This is a genomic window from Coriobacteriaceae bacterium (assembly GCA_025993015.1).
GTDB lineage: Bacteria > Actinomycetota > Coriobacteriia > Coriobacteriales > Coriobacteriaceae > Collinsella.
The window spans coordinates 2,054,772-2,069,607 of record DAJPFV010000001.1 but is presented as its reverse complement, the minus strand read 5'-3'; the positions used below and the strand labels follow the sequence as shown (position 1 = coordinate 2,069,607).

Below are 14,836 nucleotides of genomic sequence, written 5' to 3'. Positions count from 1 at the left end.
AGTACGCACGGTACTAGTACATGTCAAGAAGAAATCTGTACAATTGCGCTTTATATTGGTACTATGCGAACTATAAGAAGTAAGCGTTTACAGATTCTAAGGAGGGCGTGAGATATGCATACGCGGTTGAAGGAGGTTCGTAAGGCGGCCGGCTATAAGCAGCAGGATGCTGCCGAGGCCTTCGGCGTTTCCCTCGGTACATATAGAAACTGGGAACAGGGACGAGTCATCATGAATGGCGAGCAGCTTATCGAAGCGGCCCGTTTGTTTAACTCAAACGTTGATTACATTTTGATGACCGACGTATGCGCAAGAGAATTTGATATGCAGCGCCGTGAACTTGATCAGCTCTTTGATGAATTAAGCGCAGAAGGTCGAGCGGTATTGCTCGATGTTGCAAGATCGCTTTCTTTGCATATATCTAATGATGCTCAGGCTGGCGTTTACGTTTAGGAATAGCTATGAGTCTTAAAGACCTTCGGCAGCGTTCTGGGTTGACGCAAAAAGAGGCCGCGAACGTGTTCGGCCTCAAATACCGGACCTATCAAAACTATGAGCTTGGAAACACTAGCCCCGACATGGACACGGCGGCTGAGTTTGCTCGTTATTTCAAATGCACCATCGGAGAACTGTTTGACCTTGAAGAAGGTGACGGTGAACAAATTGGCGGCCTGATCGCGAGCTTTTGAATCTATTTAACTCAATGAATAAAGACGGCCAAAAGGCCTTAATGGCCACTGCAAAAGGCCTCGCCGAGACTTTTCCATTAGAAAAAGAGAGCGGGATGCGTTAAATGCAGACCAGATTGAAGGAAGTTAGGAAGCTCACTTGAGAGAAACCTGCTGAAGGAATAGGGATAGCCACGACATGGAATACCGCTACGTACTTGCCCATTACTTAGATAAGGCAGGGATGTCACAGGCTGAGCTAGCTGCCAAAATCGGCTCACCGCGCTCAACGGTCTCTGCGCTCCTCAGCGGAAGGGCCAAGGAGCCAACGCTGGGGAAAGCAAAGGCCATAGCTGACGCATTGGGCGTATCTCTCGATGAAATGGCAAGGAAAACGCTTGGAGAGTGATAGCCACGATGGCCGCGAGGTTAAGGCTGAGAGAAGCCAGACTGAAGTACGGAGCTAAGCAGGCGGAAGTCGCATCGATACTGGGCGTTTCCGTATCCAGCTATTCAATGATGGAGAGTGGCACGCGCACGACAAGTGGCGACAAGATTGCCAAGCTCGCAAGGTTCTATGGATGCTCGGCGGACGAGCTGCTGGGAACTGGCGCGTGGGAAGCTCACGACATGCAGCTGGCGCGCGCACTGAATGAATACATTGCTGAGCTCGGCATGCGACAGGTCGACGTTTGCCGAAAATCGGGCCTATCAGACGCCCACGTCTCACAGCTTTTCAGCGGAAAGATAAGAGACCCAAAGGTTAGTGTCGTGAGAAAGGTTGCTCAAGCCATGGGAATATCCGTGGACGACCTACTCGATAGAGCAGAATCGTACCGCGAGTAAACACAAAAGAGCCCCGTCGGCAGCGCTGGTACCGCTATAGCCGACAGGGCATCCAACCAGTACACCCATGCAAACTCAACAACGTGAAGAAAGGGTGACATCCACATTATGCCAAAGAAGGCAGTGATATACGCGAGGTTCTCGTGCAACAGGCAGCGCGAGGCCTCGATCGAGGACCAGCTGCGCGTCTGCCGCGAGTGGTGCGCGCGCGAGGGCTACGAGGTCGCGGCGGAGTACTGCGACCGCGCCGTGTCGGGGCGCACCGACGACCGCCCCGAGTTCCAGCGGATGATAGCCAACGCCGGCGAGAGCGAGATCGTCCTCGTCTACATGATGGACCGCTTCAGCCGCGGCGAGTACGACGCGCCGATATACAAGCGCGAGCTCGCCACGCACGGGGTCAAGCTGGTCTCGGCGCTCGAGCAGATACCCGACAGCCCTGAGGGCATCATCTACGAGAAGCTGCTCGAGGGGCTCGCCGCCTGCGAGTCGAGGAAGACCGCCATCAGGACCAAGCGCGGAATGGAGGGCAACGCCCTCAAGTGCAAGACCAACGGCGTGCGCATCTTCGGATACCGCAGGAACGGGGACGACGAGTACGAGGTCGACGAGGCGCAGGCGGCGTGGGTGCGCGAGGCCTTCGCGCTGAGGCTCGAGCGCATGTCCATGAACGCGATAGCGCGCGAGTTCGCGCGGCGCGGCCTCAGGACGCGCAAGGGCAACCCGTGCGGCCAGGCGATGGTGCAGCAGATGCTGCGCGACCGAAGGTACACGGGCAGGTACGAGTGGGGAGGCATCGTCCGCGAGGGCGGGATGCCGTAGATCGTGGACGAGGTGACGTTCATGGAGGTCCAGGGAATCAAGTGCCGCAAGCAGCGCTCGAGCGAGAACTGGGGCGACTTCGCCCTCGCGGGGGCGGCGCTGTGCGCGGAATGCGGCAGGAACCTGCAGGGCGTGAGCGGCAGGGGCCGCAACAACGTGAAGTACGAGTACTACAGCTGCCCGGGGTCGTGCGTCCGCAACATCAGGCGCGAGGAGCTCGAGGGCTCCATAGCCTCGGCGCTGAGGGAGCTGCTGGGCGACCGCGGCGAGGCGCTGCAGATAGCCAACATGGTAGCGGAGCGCGCGGACACTGCCGAGGTGAGGGCGCGCCGCAGGCAGGCGGAGGACTCGCTCAGGGCCGCGGAGAGGGGCCTGAGGAACATCCTCAACGCCATCGAGCAGGGCGTGATAGCGCCGGGCGTGAACGAGCGCATAGCCGAGCTCGAGGAGCAGCAGGCGCGCGCGAGGTACGACCTCGAGGCCATCACGGACGAGCGGATAGACCCGGAGCGCTTCGCCGACTTCCTGCAGTGCGGGACGGCGCTCGACGACGCGACGCTGCTGAAGGCGTTCGTGTGGCAGGCTGTCGTCTCGGAGGACGAGATACTGGTCACGCTGAACTACGACAAAAAGGGCGAACCCGCCAGATTGGACATCCAGCGGGTTCGAGCAAAATTGGAATGGTGCCCCATGTTGGATTCGAACCAACGGCCTTCTGCTCCGGAGGCAGACGCTCTAATCCCCTGAGCTAATAGGGCCAACGTTTGGCATTATACCCAAGTGCACCATGGGCTATCAAAATAAAAGAAAAAGGTTTGCAATTCCGAGGAAGACGCGGCGCAACGGCCCACTTTAGAAGGCAAAAGCGAGTCGGATAGTATAAACTCTCATGCACCATATATACACGGCTCGCAATGCGGGCCGTTTTTGCAAAAGTTATCCATCGAGGTGAGAGGCACACCATGATTGCAATTCTAAAGCAGAGCGCCAGCGACGAGGCCGTCAGCCATATTGTCAGCTGGATTGAGAAAAAAGGCCTGAAGACCGACGTCTCGCGCGGCGAGAATGAGACGATTATCGGCCTGGTGGGCGATACGACCAAGATCGACCCGTTCCTGCTCGAGTCCATGGATGTCGTCGAGCGCGTGCAGCGCGTCTCCGAGCCGTTCAAGCGCGCCAACCGCAAGTTCCACCCCGAGGACTCCGTCATCGACTGCGGTCACGGCGTCAAGATCGGCGGCGACCAGTTCCAGGTCATCGCCGGTCCCTGCTCCGTCGAGGGCGAGAACCTCATCCGCATCGCACGCCGCGTGAAGGCCGCCGGCGCCACGATGCTGCGCGGCGGTGCCTACAAGCCCCGCACCTCCCCCTACGCCTACCAGGGCATGGGCCCCGCCGGCCTCGACCTGCTGTGCGAGGCGTCTGCCGAGCTCGACATGCCGATCGTCACCGAGATCATGGACCCGCGCGACGTGCAGGTCTTCTTGGACAAGAAGATTGACGTCATGCAGATCGGCGCCCGCAACGCCCAGAACTTCCCCCTGCTCAAGGAGGTCGGCAAGACCCAGACCCCGATTCTGCTCAAGCGCGGCATGTCCGGCACGATCGACGAGCTGCTTATGGCAGCCGAGTACATCATGAGCGAGGGCAACGACAACGTCATCCTGTGCGAGCGCGGTATCCGCACCTTCGAGACCCGCACCCGCAATACCTTCGACCTCAACGCCGTGCCGGTTCTGCACCACCTGTCGCACCTGCCCGTCGTCGCCGACCCCAGCCACGCCACCGGCTACACCCGCTACGTTGAGCCCATGGCGCTCGCCGCGACCGCCTGCGGCGCCAACGGCCTGGAGATCGAGGTCCACGACGAGCCCAGCCGCGCATGGTCCGACGGCGCCCAGGCCCTCACCCCCGACCAGTTCGACGACACCATGCGCCGCATTCGCGCCATCCGCGAGGTCGTCTGCCAAGAGACCATGGAGTAGCCCATGGGTACGGTGAGAAACGCGCGCGTTAACCAGGGCGGCCCCAAGTGCGCCGGTATCGTCGGCCTTGGCCTCATCGGCGGTAGCTTTGCCCGCGGCTATGCCCAGGCGGGCGTCCGCGTGCTGGCCTGGGACCCCGATGACGATGTCATGACGGCCGCCAGCATGGGCACTGTCGCCGGAGAGCTCAACGACAAGACACTCGGCGAATGCGACATCATCGTCCTGGCTTGCTACCCCGAGGCCTGCATCGAGTGGCTCGAGGCGCATGCCCAGGCCCTCGCCGACGCCACCGACACCGAGGCCATCATGGGTCCCGTGGTGATCGACACCGTGGGCGTCAAGGGCATCGTGTGCGAACGTGCCTTTGAGCTTGCCCGTGAGCACGGCTTTTACTTTGTGGGCGCACACCCCATGGCGGGCACGCAGTACTCGGGCTACGCACACTCCCGCGCCGACCTGTTCCAGGGCGCGCCACTCGTGCTCGTGCCGCCCGCGGTGGACGATGCGCTCAAACTGGAGCTTTTGGGCCAGGTGCGCGAGATGGTGCGCCCCTTGGGCTTTGGCAAGTTCAGCGTGACCAGCGCCGCCGAGCACGACCGCGTCATCGCCTTCACGAGCCAGCTTGCGCACGTGGTGTCCAACGCCTACGTCAAAAGCCCCACCGCCCAGGTCCACCACGGCTTTTCGGCCGGTAGCTACCGCGATCTCACCCGCGTGGCGCACCTCAACCCGCAAATGTGGTCCGAGCTCATGATCGACGACGCCGACGCGCTCGCCTACGAGATCGACCATCTGATCGAATCGCTCGGCGCCTACAGCCGTGCGCTCAAGGACCGCGACCAGCGCTATCTGGAGAATCTCCTTGCCGAGGGCGACCGCATTAAGCGCGCGCTCGACGACGAGACCTCCCACTAGACCACCTATCACGCCAGGTCGAAAGGACCGAAGCTTATGGCGATTACCATCGATATTGACACCGCTCGCCCCTACCAGGTGCATGTGGGCACGTTTTTGCTGGAGAAGGCGGGCCCGCTCGTACGCGCCACCGCCGGAGGCACCCGCGCCGTCATCGTGACGGACACCAACGTGGGCCCGCTCTACCAGATGCCCGTTAAGCAGAGCCTGGAGGCGTCGGGCTACGAGGTGAGCATCTGTACCTTCGAGGCCGGCGAGGCCCATAAGCGCGCCGAGACCTACGTGTCCATTTTGGAGTTTGTGGCCGAGCACGAGCTTTCGCGCTCCGACGTGATCGTGGCACTCGGCGGCGGCGTCGTGGGCGACGTGGCCGGCTTTGTGGCCGCCACCTACATGCGCGGCTGTAAGTTTGTACAGATCCCCACGAGCCTACTCGCCATGGTGGATTCGTCGGTCGGCGGCAAGACGGCTATCGATCTCGCTGCCGGCAAAAACTTGGCCGGTGCTTTTTGGCAGCCGAGCGTGGTTATCGCCGACGTGGGATGCCTGGCCACCCTCACGCCCGAGCAGTTCGCCGACGGCTGCGGCGAGGTCGTCAAGCACGCCGTGATCGCCGACCCCGAGCTTTTCACCGAGCTGGAGAAGACCCCGCTCACGCTGGAGCTGCTCAACCGCGATGTGGCCCGCGTAGCGCTCATCATCGCCCGCAATATCGACATTAAGCGCGCCGTGGTTGTCGCCGATGAGCGCGAGACCAACCAGCGCAAGCTCCTCAACTTTGGACACAGCGCCGGACACGCCGTCGAGGCCTGCGAGCACTTTGAGCTGGGACATGGCAACTGCGTGTCGATCGGCATGGGCATCATCACGCGCGCCGCAGCGCTACATGGCATTTGCGACGCTGAGTTGCCCGGCCGCATCGAGGAGCTCTGCGCGCGTCACGGCCTCAAGACCCGCTGTGAGCTTTCCGCCGACGCCGTCTTTGCCGAAGCGCTGCACGACAAAAAACGCACCGGTGACACGATCGACCTGGTGATTCCGCACGGCATTGGCCGTTGCAGCATCGACCGCACACCGCTTTCCACCTTCCACGATCTAATTGCCGAGGGCCTCGGCCAGAAGGGAGACGCATCCGCATGCTAGCCCGCATCACCCCGTCCCCGCTTAAGGGCACCGTTCCCGCCATCGCGTCCAAGTCGATGGCGCATCGCCTGATCATCTGCGCTGCGCTTGCCAACGGCGAGACGCACGTCACCTGCAACACCACCTGCGCCGACATCGAGGCCACGGTGCGCTGCCTTACGGCACTGGGTGCTCGCATCGAGACCGTCGAGGACGGCTTCCAGGTCCACCCCACCATGAAGAGTGTTGAGTTTGGCCTGCTCAAGGCCCTTGCCGGCGGCACGCTTGACTGCGGTGAAAGTGGCTCCACGCTGCGCTTTATGCTGCCTGTCGCCTGCGCGCTGGGTGCGGATGCCACCTTCGTAGGCCAGGGCCGCCTGGGCGCCCGCCCGCTCTCCCCGCTCTCGGACGAGATCATCGCCGCCGGCTGCGACCTACAGGGTCTGGGCGGTTTTCCGCTCAAGACGAGCGGCCGCATGCGCCCGGGCACCTTTGTGCTTCCGGGCAACGTGAGCTCGCAGTACATCTCGGGCCTGCTGCTGGCAGCCCCGCTGCTGGCCCAGCCCTCCTGCGTGCAGGTAACCGGCCTCATCGAGAGCCGCCCCTACATCAACCTGACGATACAGGCCATGAAGGCCTTTGGCGTCGAGGTCAACGTCGAGCGCATTCCGGCCAAGGACGGCCAGCCCGAGGTCACGAACTTCCGCGTGAGCAGCGGCTCGTACCGCACGCCCGGCAGCGTAGCCGTCGAGGGCGACTGGTCCAACGCCGCCTTTTGGCTGTGCGCCGGCGCCATCGGTACCGACCCCATCACCGTCGAGGGCGTGTCGCTCAGCTCCGCACAGGGCGACCGCAACGTGCTCGCCGCGCTCTCGCGCTTTGGTGCCCGCATCGTGCGCTCCACCAACGCCGCCACTGTGCAGTCCGACAAGCTCGCCGGCTTTGAGATGAGCGCCCACGATATTCCCGACCTGGTGCCCGTCATCTCCGCCGTGGCTTCGCTGGCGCAGGGCCGCACCTTTATCCGCGATTGCGCACGTCTGCGCATCAAGGAATCTGACCGTCTGGTCACCACCACCCGCGAGCTCACCGCGCTGGGCTCACAGGTGCGCATCGCCGGTGACGACCTCATCATCAAGGGCGTCGATGCCCTTACCGGCGGCAAGGTCGATTCGCACAACGACCACCGCATCGCCATGATGGCAGCCATCGCCGCAAGTCGCGCCACCGGCGAGGTCGTGATCCACGGCGCCGAGGCCGTCAACAAGTCCTATCCCGATTTCTTCGACCACTACCGCCTGTTGGGCGGCAAGGTCACGCTCGAGGAGGAATAGCATGTCCTCGACCTTTGGCAACGTTTTGCATCTGAGCATTTTCGGCCAGTCGCACTCCCCCGCCATCGGCTGCTCGCTCGATGGCATCCCGGCGGGCATCGCCGTGGACCAGGAGAAGCTGCAGGCCTTCCTCGACCGTCGCGCCCCTGGCCGCGACGAGACCGCAACCAAACGCCGCGAGGCCGACGCCGCGCATATCATCGCCGGTGTTGTCGATGGACATACCACCGGCGCGCCCATCGCCGCGATTATCGAGAACACCAACACGCGCTCCAAGGATTACTCCGAGCTGCGCCGCAAGCCCCGCCCCGGACATGCGGACTTCCCTGCGCGCGTGAAGTATCACAACATGCACGATGTCGCTGGTGGCGGGCATTTCTCCGGCCGCCTAACGGCACCCTTATGCATCGCCGGCGGCATTGCGCTGCAGGCACTCGAGGCCCGCGGCATTCAGGTCATGGCGCACGTCGCGCAGATCGGCGGCATCTCCGACCTGCCGATGGACGATATGGTCTATCGCGAGGCCGACCGCAAGGCGATCCTTACGAACGATCTGCCGTGCATTGACGCCGCCGCAGCCGGCCGCATGCGCGAGGAGATTCTGGCCGCGCGCGACGAGCTCGACAGCATCGGCGGCATCGTGGAGTGCGGCATTTACGGGCTTCCCACGGGCATAGGCGACCCCATGTTCGACGGCATCGAGAACCGCATCGCGCAAATCGCGTTTGGCATTCCCGCCGTAAAGGGCGTGGAGTTTGGCATGGGCTTTGCCGTGGCCGCCATGCGCGGCAGCGAGAACAACGATCCATATCGCATCGATGCCGAGACCGGCGAAATCGAGGTCGAGTCCAATAACGCCGGCGGCATCCTGGGCGGTATTTCGACCGGCGCGCCCGTCATGTGGCGCATGGCCGTAAAGCCGACGCCCTCAATTGGCCGCGAGCAGCAGACCGTAGACATGGACGCTATGGAAAATGCCAAGCTCTCGGTGCACGGCCGTCACGATCCCTGCATCGTCCCCCGAGCCGTCCCCGTAGCCGAGGCAGCCGCGGCGCTCGCCATCTGGGACGCTCTCCTCGAGGACGTCGCCCAGCTCTAACCCGACTCACCTGGGTTGCCTGTCAACTCAGCCGTTACGTGAAAGGGGCCTCCATGGACCTTGCTGACATCCGCCAGGCCATCGATGGCATCGATACCACGCTCCTCAACAGCTTTGTCGAGCGCATGGACATTGCCACCGAAGTCGCCAAGTCAAAAATCGAGATGGGCAAGGCCGTCTTCGACCCCGCCCGCGAGCGCTCCAAGCTCAACAACCTCGCCAGCCGCGCGCCCGAGCGCTACCAGGCACAGACCATCGCCCTGTTCCGCCTCCTCATGAGCATGAGCAAGGCCGAGCAGCAGCGCTACATCAACGAGCTCAAGGGCATCACCGTCTCGCAAAAGGCACACGCCACGGCTGCAGCCTCCGACACGCCCTTCCCTCAAACGGCCACCGTCGCCTGCCAGGGCGTGGAAGGTGCCTATAGCCAGATCGCCGCGTGCAAACTCTTCGACGTGCCCGACATCGCGTTTTTCGAGACCTTCGAAGGCGTCATGCGCGCTGTGCGCGACGGCTTCTGCGAGTTTGGCGTGCTGCCCATCGAGAACTCCACCGCCGGATCGGTCAACGCCGTCTACGACCTGCTCGCCCAGTTCGATTTCCACATCGTGCGTTCGCTGCGACTCAAGATCGACCACAACCTGCTCGTCAAGCCCGGCACCAAGCTCGCCGACGTGCGCGAGGTCTACAGCCACGGCCAAGCCATTGCCCAGTGTGCCGGCTTTATCGAGTCCCACGACCTGCACGCCACCAAGTACCCAAACACGGCCATGTCGGCCGAGATGGTCGCCAACTCCGAGCGCACCGACGTCGCCGCCATCGCCTCGCGCAGCTGTGCCACGCTGTATGGCCTGGAGGTGCTGGAGCCCAACATTCAGGACTCGGACAACAACTACACGCGCTTTGTCGTCATCAGCCGTGAGCCGCGCGTCTACCCCGGCGCTAATCGCACCTCGCTCATGATCACCACGGCCAACGAGCCGGGCGCCCTCTATCGCGTGCTCGAGCGCTTCTACGCACTCAACATCAACCTGATCAAGCTCGAGAGCCGCCCCATCCCCGGCCGCGACTTTGAGTTTATGTTCTACTTTGATCTGGACTGCCCCTTTGGCAGCAAGGCCCTCGATGACCTGCTCGATTCCATCGACGACGTGTGCGAGAGCTTCACCTACTTTGGCAGCTACACGGAGGTGCTCTAGATGACCGATATCACTGCAACCCGTCCCTACGGCGTGCTGGGCCGTGTGCTGGGCCACAGCTACACCCCGACCATCTACAAAGAGCTCGCTGGGCTCGAGTACGTGCGCTTTGAGCGCGAGCCCGAGGACCTCGCGGCCTTTATGACCGGCGACGAGTGGGAGGGCACCAACGTGACCATCCCCTACAAGCGCGCCGTCATGGACTACCTTGACGAACTGAGCCCGCTCGCCGAGCGCATGGGCAACGTCAACACCATCACGCGCCTGCCCGACGGCCGCCTGCGCGGCGACAACACCGACTACTTTGGTTTTCAGTGCCTGGTCGAAGAGTTGGGCGTTGAGGTTGCCGGTAAGAAGGTCCTCGTGCTCGGTGCCACCGGTGGTGCGGGTACTACGGCCAGTATGGTGCTCGGAGATCTGGGCGCCATCGTCGTACCCGTGGGTCGCACGAGCGAGGTCAATTACAGCAACATCGCTCAGCAGTCCGATGCAACGCTGCTCGTCAACTGCACGCCCGCCGGTATGTTCCCCCACTGCCCCGACGCGCCTTGCACGCTCGAGGGGCTCGATGCGCTCGAGGGCGTTATCGACATTGTCTACAACCCCGCTCGCACGGGACTCATGCTCGAGGCCGAGCGCCGCGGCATCCCCTGCATCGGCGGCCTGCTCATGCTCGTGGCCCAAGCGGCGCAGGCTGTCGAACGCTACACCGGCCAAGTCACCCCGCGCGAGCGCATCCTGGACGTAACGGAGCGCCTGTCACGCCGCGAACAGAACATCGCGCTGATCGGCATGCCGGGTTCAGGCAAGACCCGCGTGGGTGAGCAAGTCGATGTGCTCACGGGCCGCGAGCACATCGACTTGGATCACGCGCTCGAGGAGCGTCTGGGCATGCCCTGTGCCGACTTTATCGTCGAGCGCGGCGAGGCGGCCTTCCGCGAACAGGAGACGGCTGCGCTGGCCGACATCTCCAAGCGCAGCGGCCTGGTGCTCTCCACCGGCGGCGGCGTGGTCACACGCGACGAGAACTACCCGCTGCTACACCAGAACAGCCAGATTGTGATGCTCAACCGCAAGCTCGACGAGCTCGCCCACAAGGGCCGCCCCATCACCGCGCGCGACGGCATCGACAAGCTGGCCGAGCAGCGCATGCCGCGCTACCGCGCCTGGGCCGACTACATCATCGACTCACGCGACTGCGCCGCCAACACCGCCCAAGCCCTCCTCGAGACCCTCCAACCCGCTCTCTAACCAAAACCACCACAAAGGGGACAGGCACCTTTGTGGTGGTTTCTCGACTGCAAAGGAAGCAACCATGAAAGCACTCGTCATCAACGGCCCCAACCTCAACATGCTCGGCATTCGCGAGCCGGGCATCTACGGCAACGACAACTACGACCGCTTAGTGCAGATCTGCCAGGAAGCGGGCGCCGCACAGGGCTTCGAAGAAGTCGAGGTCTTCCAGTCTAACCACGAGGGCACCATCGTCGACAAGATCCAGGAGGCCTACGGCAAGGTCGACGGCATCGTCATCAACCCGGCGGCCTACACGCACACAAGCGTCGCGATCCTCGACGCACTCAAGGCCGTCGCCATCCCGGCTGTGGAGGTCCACATCAGCGCCGTAGAGACGCGCGAGGACTTCCGCCAGGTAAGCTACGCCCGCCTGGCCTGCTTCGCCACCATCACCGGCGAGGGCCTGAAGGGCTACGCCCACGCGTTGGAGCTGCTGAAAGAGCATCTCGAAAAGTAAAATGCCAACCCCAACAAACAGCAGCGGCTTGCTCGCGCTCGGCTCCAGCAACACACAAGATGAAAAAAGCCCAGACCACCAAGCGGTCTGGGCTTAATAAACGATGGTGCTCCATGGCGGATTCGAACCGTCGACCTTGGGATTAGAAGTCCCCTGCTCTATCCAACTGAGCTAATGGAGCAAATAACCGCACGCCCAAGCAAGCACAAGCCTGTCAGGCGCAAGTAATTATAACCTAGTTGAACTGCTCGCGGTACGCCTTGCAGACCTCATCGACCGGGCCGTCCATGCGAAGGTCACCCTTCTCAATCCAAACGGCACGCTGGCAGATGCGCTCAACCTGCTCCATAGAGTGCGAAACGAACAGAACCGTCACGTCGCCGCTCTGGATAAAGTGCTGGATGCGGGCCTCACACTTTTGCTGGAAGAACACATCACCGACGGACAGCGTCTCGTCAACGATCAGAATATCGGGCTCGGTAATCGTCGCGATTGCAAAGGCGATACGCGCCACCATGCCCGAAGAGAAGTTCTTAAGCGGCATATCGACAAAGTTCTGCAGCTCAGCGAACTCGATAATGCCGTCAAAGTTGGCGTCGATGAACTCCTTGGTATAGCCGAGCAGGGCGCCGTTCAGATAGATGTTCTCGCGGGCGGTCAGCTCGGGGTCAAAGCCGGCGCCAAGCTCAATCAGCGGCGCGATGTTACCGTGCACCTTAACGCTGCCCTCGCTAGGCTCAAGAACGCCAGCGATAATCTTGAGCATCGTAGACTTGCCGGAGCCATTGGTGCCGACCAGACCCACAACCTCGCCGCGATGAATATCAAACGAGATGTGCTTAAGCGCCCTAAACTCCTCAAAGAACAGCTCGTGCTTGGCAAGCTTAATGAAGTACTCCTTGAGGTTGGTCAGCGACTCGGACGCCATGTTAAAGATCATGGTGACGTCGTCGACCTCGACAGCCAGAGGCTGCTCGCTGTAATCAACAACAGATTCAGTCATCACAGCACTCCTTAGATGTAGAGGATAAATTTGCGCTCGGACTTATGGAACACGGTATAGCCAATAATAAGCGCAAGAACCGCCCAAGCGACGCACATACCAAACGTCATAAGCGAGGGCGTAGTCTGGAACAGGAAGATATCGCGCATAAACTGCAGGTAGTTGAACATGGGGTTCGCATACATCAAGATACGCACGAGATGCGGCATTTGCGCAATATAGTCAGTCGTCCAGAAGATGGGCGTAATGTAAGTCCACGCCGTAATGACGACGCTCCACAGATGCATAACGTCGCGGAAGAAGACCGTAAGGGCAGAGAGCATCATGCCCAGGCCCATGCAGAAGCACATAAGCAGCAGCAGGCAAACCGGCAACAGAATCAGGTGCCAAGAAGGCATAACGCGGAACCACAGCATGACGATGGCGACGGCGACCAGCGAGAAGGCAAAGTTGACCAGCGAGAAGAGCACCTTCTGCACCGGGAAAACCCAGCGGTGCACCTTAACCTTCTTGAGCAGAGGGGCAGCGCCCACGATCGACGTCAGGGCCTGGTTAGTAGACTCAGACATGACGGCAAAGGTGATGTTACCCACGATCAAGTACAGCGGGTACATCTCGGGCGTCATTGAGCCATTGCGGCCCTGGCCAAAAATCGTCGAGAACACGATGGCCATGACGATCATCATCAGCAGCGGGTTGAGCACCGACCATGCGACGCCCAGAACGCTACGGCGATACTTGATCTTAAAATCCTTGGTAACCAGCTGACGAAGGATAAACGCGTCCTTCTCAAATTCGTTCTTAGCAAACGTCGCAGGCAGACTGCGAGTTTCTTGTTGCTTTGTCTGATCCGACACGGATGCAACTCCTTTACTCGTAATCGTTGACAAACGAACAGTATAGACCCGACGGCCATGCAAACGATTCGCGCAACAAAACTGGAGAACTAACCCACATCTTAGGATGCCAGGCCCAAACGGCTATACTTTCTAGGATTGAATGTATAAGGAGCATTAAGTGAATTCTGAATCCATCGCCGTCATCATCCCTTGCTACAACGAAGCGCTCACGATCGGCAAAGTCATCGACGACTTTCACCGCGAGCTTCCGCAGGCGACGGTCTATGTCTATGACAACAACTCGTCGGACGATACCTCACGCATTGCCACCGAGCACGGCGCCACAGTCCGCTTTGAGCCCCGTCAGGGAAAGGGCAACGTGTGCCGCCAGATGTTTCGCGATATCGACGCCGATTGCTACCTGATGGTCGACGGAGACGACACCTACCCCGCCGAGGCGGCCAAGGCCCTCTGCGAGCCCATCCTTAACGGCACGGCCGACATGACCGTAGGCGATCGCCTTTCCAACGGCACCTACGCCGAGGAGAACAAGCGTGCCTTCCACGGCTTTGGCAATAATCTGGTCCGCGCCATGATCAAGTGGATCTATGGCTACAGCTTCGATGACGTCATGACAGGCTACCGCGCCATGAGCCGCCCGTTCGTTAAAACCTTCCCAGTGCTTTCCGAGGGCTTTCAGATCGAAACCGAGCTCTCGATCCACGCCGTCGACCACCGCTGGCGCATCAAAGATGTGCCCATCGAGTACCGCGACCGTCCCGAGGGTTCCGAGTCCAAACTCAACACCGTGAGCGACGGCATTAAAGTCGTTGCGATGATCGGCACGCTGTTCAAGGACTACCGCCCGCTGAAGTTCTTCAGCCTCGTTGCGCTTCTGTTCGCGGTATTCGGCCTCGCCCTGGGCATGCCCATCGTTGTCGAATATTTCCAGACCGGCCTCGTCCCGCGCTTCCCCACCGCTATGCTCGCCGCCTCGTTTATGTTCCTGTGCGGCCTGAGCCTTGCGACCGGCTTCATCCTAGATTCTGTAGCAAAGGTCGAAAAAAAGCAGTGGGAGGTCAACGTGTACAGCAAATACGCCTACGACGACCAGCCCGGCCACCCTACTTCCATGCCAAGCGAGAGGTAGATCTTCCGCAAAATACTATTGGCACCACTGCGCAGATAGCCACCAACAAGAAAAGCCGCCGTTAAAGAACGGCGGCTTTTACTCTCGAAAAGTTAATA

The 14,836-nt window shown here is 61.2% G+C and carries 17 protein-coding genes and 2 tRNA genes; 14 read left to right on the top strand and 5 right to left on the bottom strand.

Going from position 1 to position 14,836, the window contains the following annotated elements:
- Positions 1 to 114: 114 nt before the first annotated feature.
- The 5 genes from OIL77_08850 to OIL77_08830 all read left to right on the top strand — a co-directional run bounded on the left by OIL77_08850 (position 115) and on the right by OIL77_08830 (position 2,336).
- Positions 115 to 453, top strand: a complete 339-nt coding sequence (locus tag OIL77_08850; GenBank protein HJI45505.1) for a helix-turn-helix domain-containing protein — start codon at positions 115 to 117, stop codon at positions 451 to 453.
- Positions 454 to 461: 8 nt separating this feature from the next.
- Entirely contained in the window at positions 462 to 689 is a 228-nt protein-coding gene (locus OIL77_08845; protein HJI45504.1) for a helix-turn-helix domain-containing protein, read from the top strand.
- Positions 690 to 867: 178 nt separating this feature from the next.
- Positions 868 to 1,077 carry a helix-turn-helix transcriptional regulator gene (locus OIL77_08840; GenBank protein HJI45503.1) on the top strand — a complete coding sequence of 70 codons (210 nt, stop codon included), beginning with the start codon at positions 868 to 870 and terminating at the stop codon, positions 1,075 to 1,077.
- On the top strand, positions 1,074 to 1,514 hold the full coding sequence (locus OIL77_08835) for a transcriptional regulator (protein ID HJI45502.1): 441 nt from the start codon (positions 1,074 to 1,076) through the stop codon (positions 1,512 to 1,514). Before OIL77_08840 ends, OIL77_08835 begins: the two co-directional genes overlap by 4 nt.
- A 108-nt stretch (positions 1,515 to 1,622) precedes the next feature.
- Positions 1,623 to 2,336 (top strand): recombinase family protein, encoded by a 714-nt coding sequence (locus OIL77_08830; protein ID HJI45501.1) that lies wholly within the window; start codon positions 1,623 to 1,625, stop codon positions 2,334 to 2,336.
- A 170-nt stretch (positions 2,337 to 2,506) separates the two neighbouring features.
- Here OIL77_08830 and OIL77_08825 read toward each other — a convergent pair whose 3' ends face one another.
- Both OIL77_08825 and OIL77_08820 read right to left on the bottom strand, forming a co-directional pair.
- A complete protein-coding gene (locus OIL77_08825; GenBank protein HJI45500.1) occupies positions 2,507 to 2,950 on the bottom strand; it encodes a hypothetical protein in 444 nt (147 codons plus the stop codon).
- Positions 2,951 to 3,017: 67 nt separating this feature from the next.
- Positions 3,018 to 3,094: transfer RNA gene (locus OIL77_08820), tRNA-Arg, on the bottom strand.
- Positions 3,095 to 3,298: 204 nt separating this feature from the next.
- Between OIL77_08820 and aroF the strand changes: the two genes are divergently transcribed.
- The 8 genes from aroF (at position 3,299) to aroQ (ending at position 11,746) form a co-directional block, all read left to right on the top strand.
- The gene (gene aroF, locus OIL77_08815) at positions 3,299 to 4,321 is read left to right on the top strand and encodes a 3-deoxy-7-phosphoheptulonate synthase (GenBank protein HJI45499.1); all 1,023 of its coding nucleotides are present in this window, start codon (positions 3,299 to 3,301) and stop codon (positions 4,319 to 4,321) included.
- Between the two features lie 3 nt (positions 4,322 to 4,324).
- A complete protein-coding gene (locus tag OIL77_08810) occupies positions 4,325 to 5,239 on the top strand; it encodes a prephenate dehydrogenase/arogenate dehydrogenase family protein (GenBank protein HJI45498.1) in 915 nt (304 codons plus the stop codon).
- 36 nt (positions 5,240 to 5,275) lie between these two features.
- On the top strand, positions 5,276 to 6,382 hold the full coding sequence (aroB, locus tag OIL77_08805) for a 3-dehydroquinate synthase (protein ID HJI45497.1): 1,107 nt from the start codon (positions 5,276 to 5,278) through the stop codon (positions 6,380 to 6,382).
- Entirely contained in the window at positions 6,376 to 7,695 is a 1,320-nt protein-coding gene (aroA, locus tag OIL77_08800) for a 3-phosphoshikimate 1-carboxyvinyltransferase (GenBank protein ID HJI45496.1), read from the top strand. The genes aroB and aroA overlap by 7 nt, the downstream gene beginning before the upstream one ends.
- Position 7,696: 1 nt before the next feature.
- Positions 7,697 to 8,794: a chorismate synthase gene (gene aroC, locus OIL77_08795; GenBank protein HJI45495.1), complete on the top strand. Its 1,098-nt coding sequence runs from the start codon at positions 7,697 to 7,699 to the stop codon at positions 8,792 to 8,794.
- Between the two features lie 53 nt (positions 8,795 to 8,847).
- Positions 8,848 to 9,993: a prephenate dehydratase gene (pheA, locus tag OIL77_08790; protein HJI45494.1), complete on the top strand. Its 1,146-nt coding sequence runs from the start codon at positions 8,848 to 8,850 to the stop codon at positions 9,991 to 9,993.
- A complete protein-coding gene (locus OIL77_08785; protein ID HJI45493.1) occupies positions 9,994 to 11,244 on the top strand; it encodes a hypothetical protein in 1,251 nt (416 codons plus the stop codon).
- Positions 11,245 to 11,308: 64 nt separating this feature from the next.
- Positions 11,309 to 11,746, top strand: coding sequence for a type II 3-dehydroquinate dehydratase (aroQ, locus tag OIL77_08780; protein ID HJI45492.1), 438 nt, complete (start codon positions 11,309 to 11,311; stop codon positions 11,744 to 11,746).
- A 104-nt stretch (positions 11,747 to 11,850) separates the two neighbouring features.
- Here aroQ and OIL77_08775 read toward each other — a convergent pair.
- The 3 genes from OIL77_08775 to OIL77_08765 all read right to left on the bottom strand — a co-directional run bounded on the left by OIL77_08775 (position 11,851) and on the right by OIL77_08765 (position 13,606).
- Positions 11,851 to 11,927, bottom strand: a tRNA-Arg gene (locus tag OIL77_08775).
- A gap of 54 nt (positions 11,928 to 11,981) precedes the next feature.
- Positions 11,982 to 12,749, bottom strand: coding sequence for an ABC transporter ATP-binding protein (locus tag OIL77_08770; protein HJI45491.1), 768 nt, complete (start codon positions 12,747 to 12,749; stop codon positions 11,982 to 11,984).
- An 11-nt stretch (positions 12,750 to 12,760) separates the two neighbouring features.
- A complete protein-coding gene (locus tag OIL77_08765; GenBank protein ID HJI45490.1) occupies positions 12,761 to 13,606 on the bottom strand; it encodes an ABC transporter permease in 846 nt (281 codons plus the stop codon).
- A 160-nt stretch (positions 13,607 to 13,766) separates the two neighbouring features.
- Between OIL77_08765 and OIL77_08760 the strand changes: the two genes are divergently transcribed.
- Complete coding sequence (locus tag OIL77_08760) at positions 13,767 to 14,738, top strand: glycosyltransferase family 2 protein (GenBank protein HJI45489.1); 972 nt, start codon at positions 13,767 to 13,769, stop codon at positions 14,736 to 14,738.
- The last annotated feature ends 98 nt before the right edge of the window (positions 14,739 to 14,836 follow it).

Coding starts and splice junctions, on each gene's coding strand:
- aroC (HJI45495.1), top strand. CDS start 7,697: ATGTCCTCGACCTTTGGCAACGTTTTGCATCTGAGCATTTTCGGCCAG.
- OIL77_08845 (HJI45504.1), top strand. CDS start 462: ATGAGTCTTAAAGACCTTCGGCAGCGTTCTGGGTTGACGCAAAAAGAG.
- aroB (HJI45497.1), top strand. CDS start 5,276: ATGGCGATTACCATCGATATTGACACCGCTCGCCCCTACCAGGTGCAT.
- OIL77_08840 (HJI45503.1), top strand. CDS start 868: ATGGAATACCGCTACGTACTTGCCCATTACTTAGATAAGGCAGGGATG.
- OIL77_08850 (HJI45505.1), top strand. CDS start 115: ATGCATACGCGGTTGAAGGAGGTTCGTAAGGCGGCCGGCTATAAGCAG.
- OIL77_08770 (HJI45491.1), bottom strand. CDS start 12,749: ATGACTGAATCTGTTGTTGATTACAGCGAGCAGCCTCTGGCTGTCGAG.
- OIL77_08810 (HJI45498.1), top strand. CDS start 4,325: ATGGGTACGGTGAGAAACGCGCGCGTTAACCAGGGCGGCCCCAAGTGC.
- pheA (HJI45494.1), top strand. CDS start 8,848: ATGGACCTTGCTGACATCCGCCAGGCCATCGATGGCATCGATACCACG.
- aroF (HJI45499.1), top strand. CDS start 3,299: ATGATTGCAATTCTAAAGCAGAGCGCCAGCGACGAGGCCGTCAGCCAT.
- aroQ (HJI45492.1), top strand. CDS start 11,309: ATGAAAGCACTCGTCATCAACGGCCCCAACCTCAACATGCTCGGCATT.
- OIL77_08785 (HJI45493.1), top strand. CDS start 9,994: ATGACCGATATCACTGCAACCCGTCCCTACGGCGTGCTGGGCCGTGTG.
- aroA (HJI45496.1), top strand. CDS start 6,376: ATGCTAGCCCGCATCACCCCGTCCCCGCTTAAGGGCACCGTTCCCGCC.
- OIL77_08830 (HJI45501.1), top strand. CDS start 1,623: ATGCCAAAGAAGGCAGTGATATACGCGAGGTTCTCGTGCAACAGGCAG.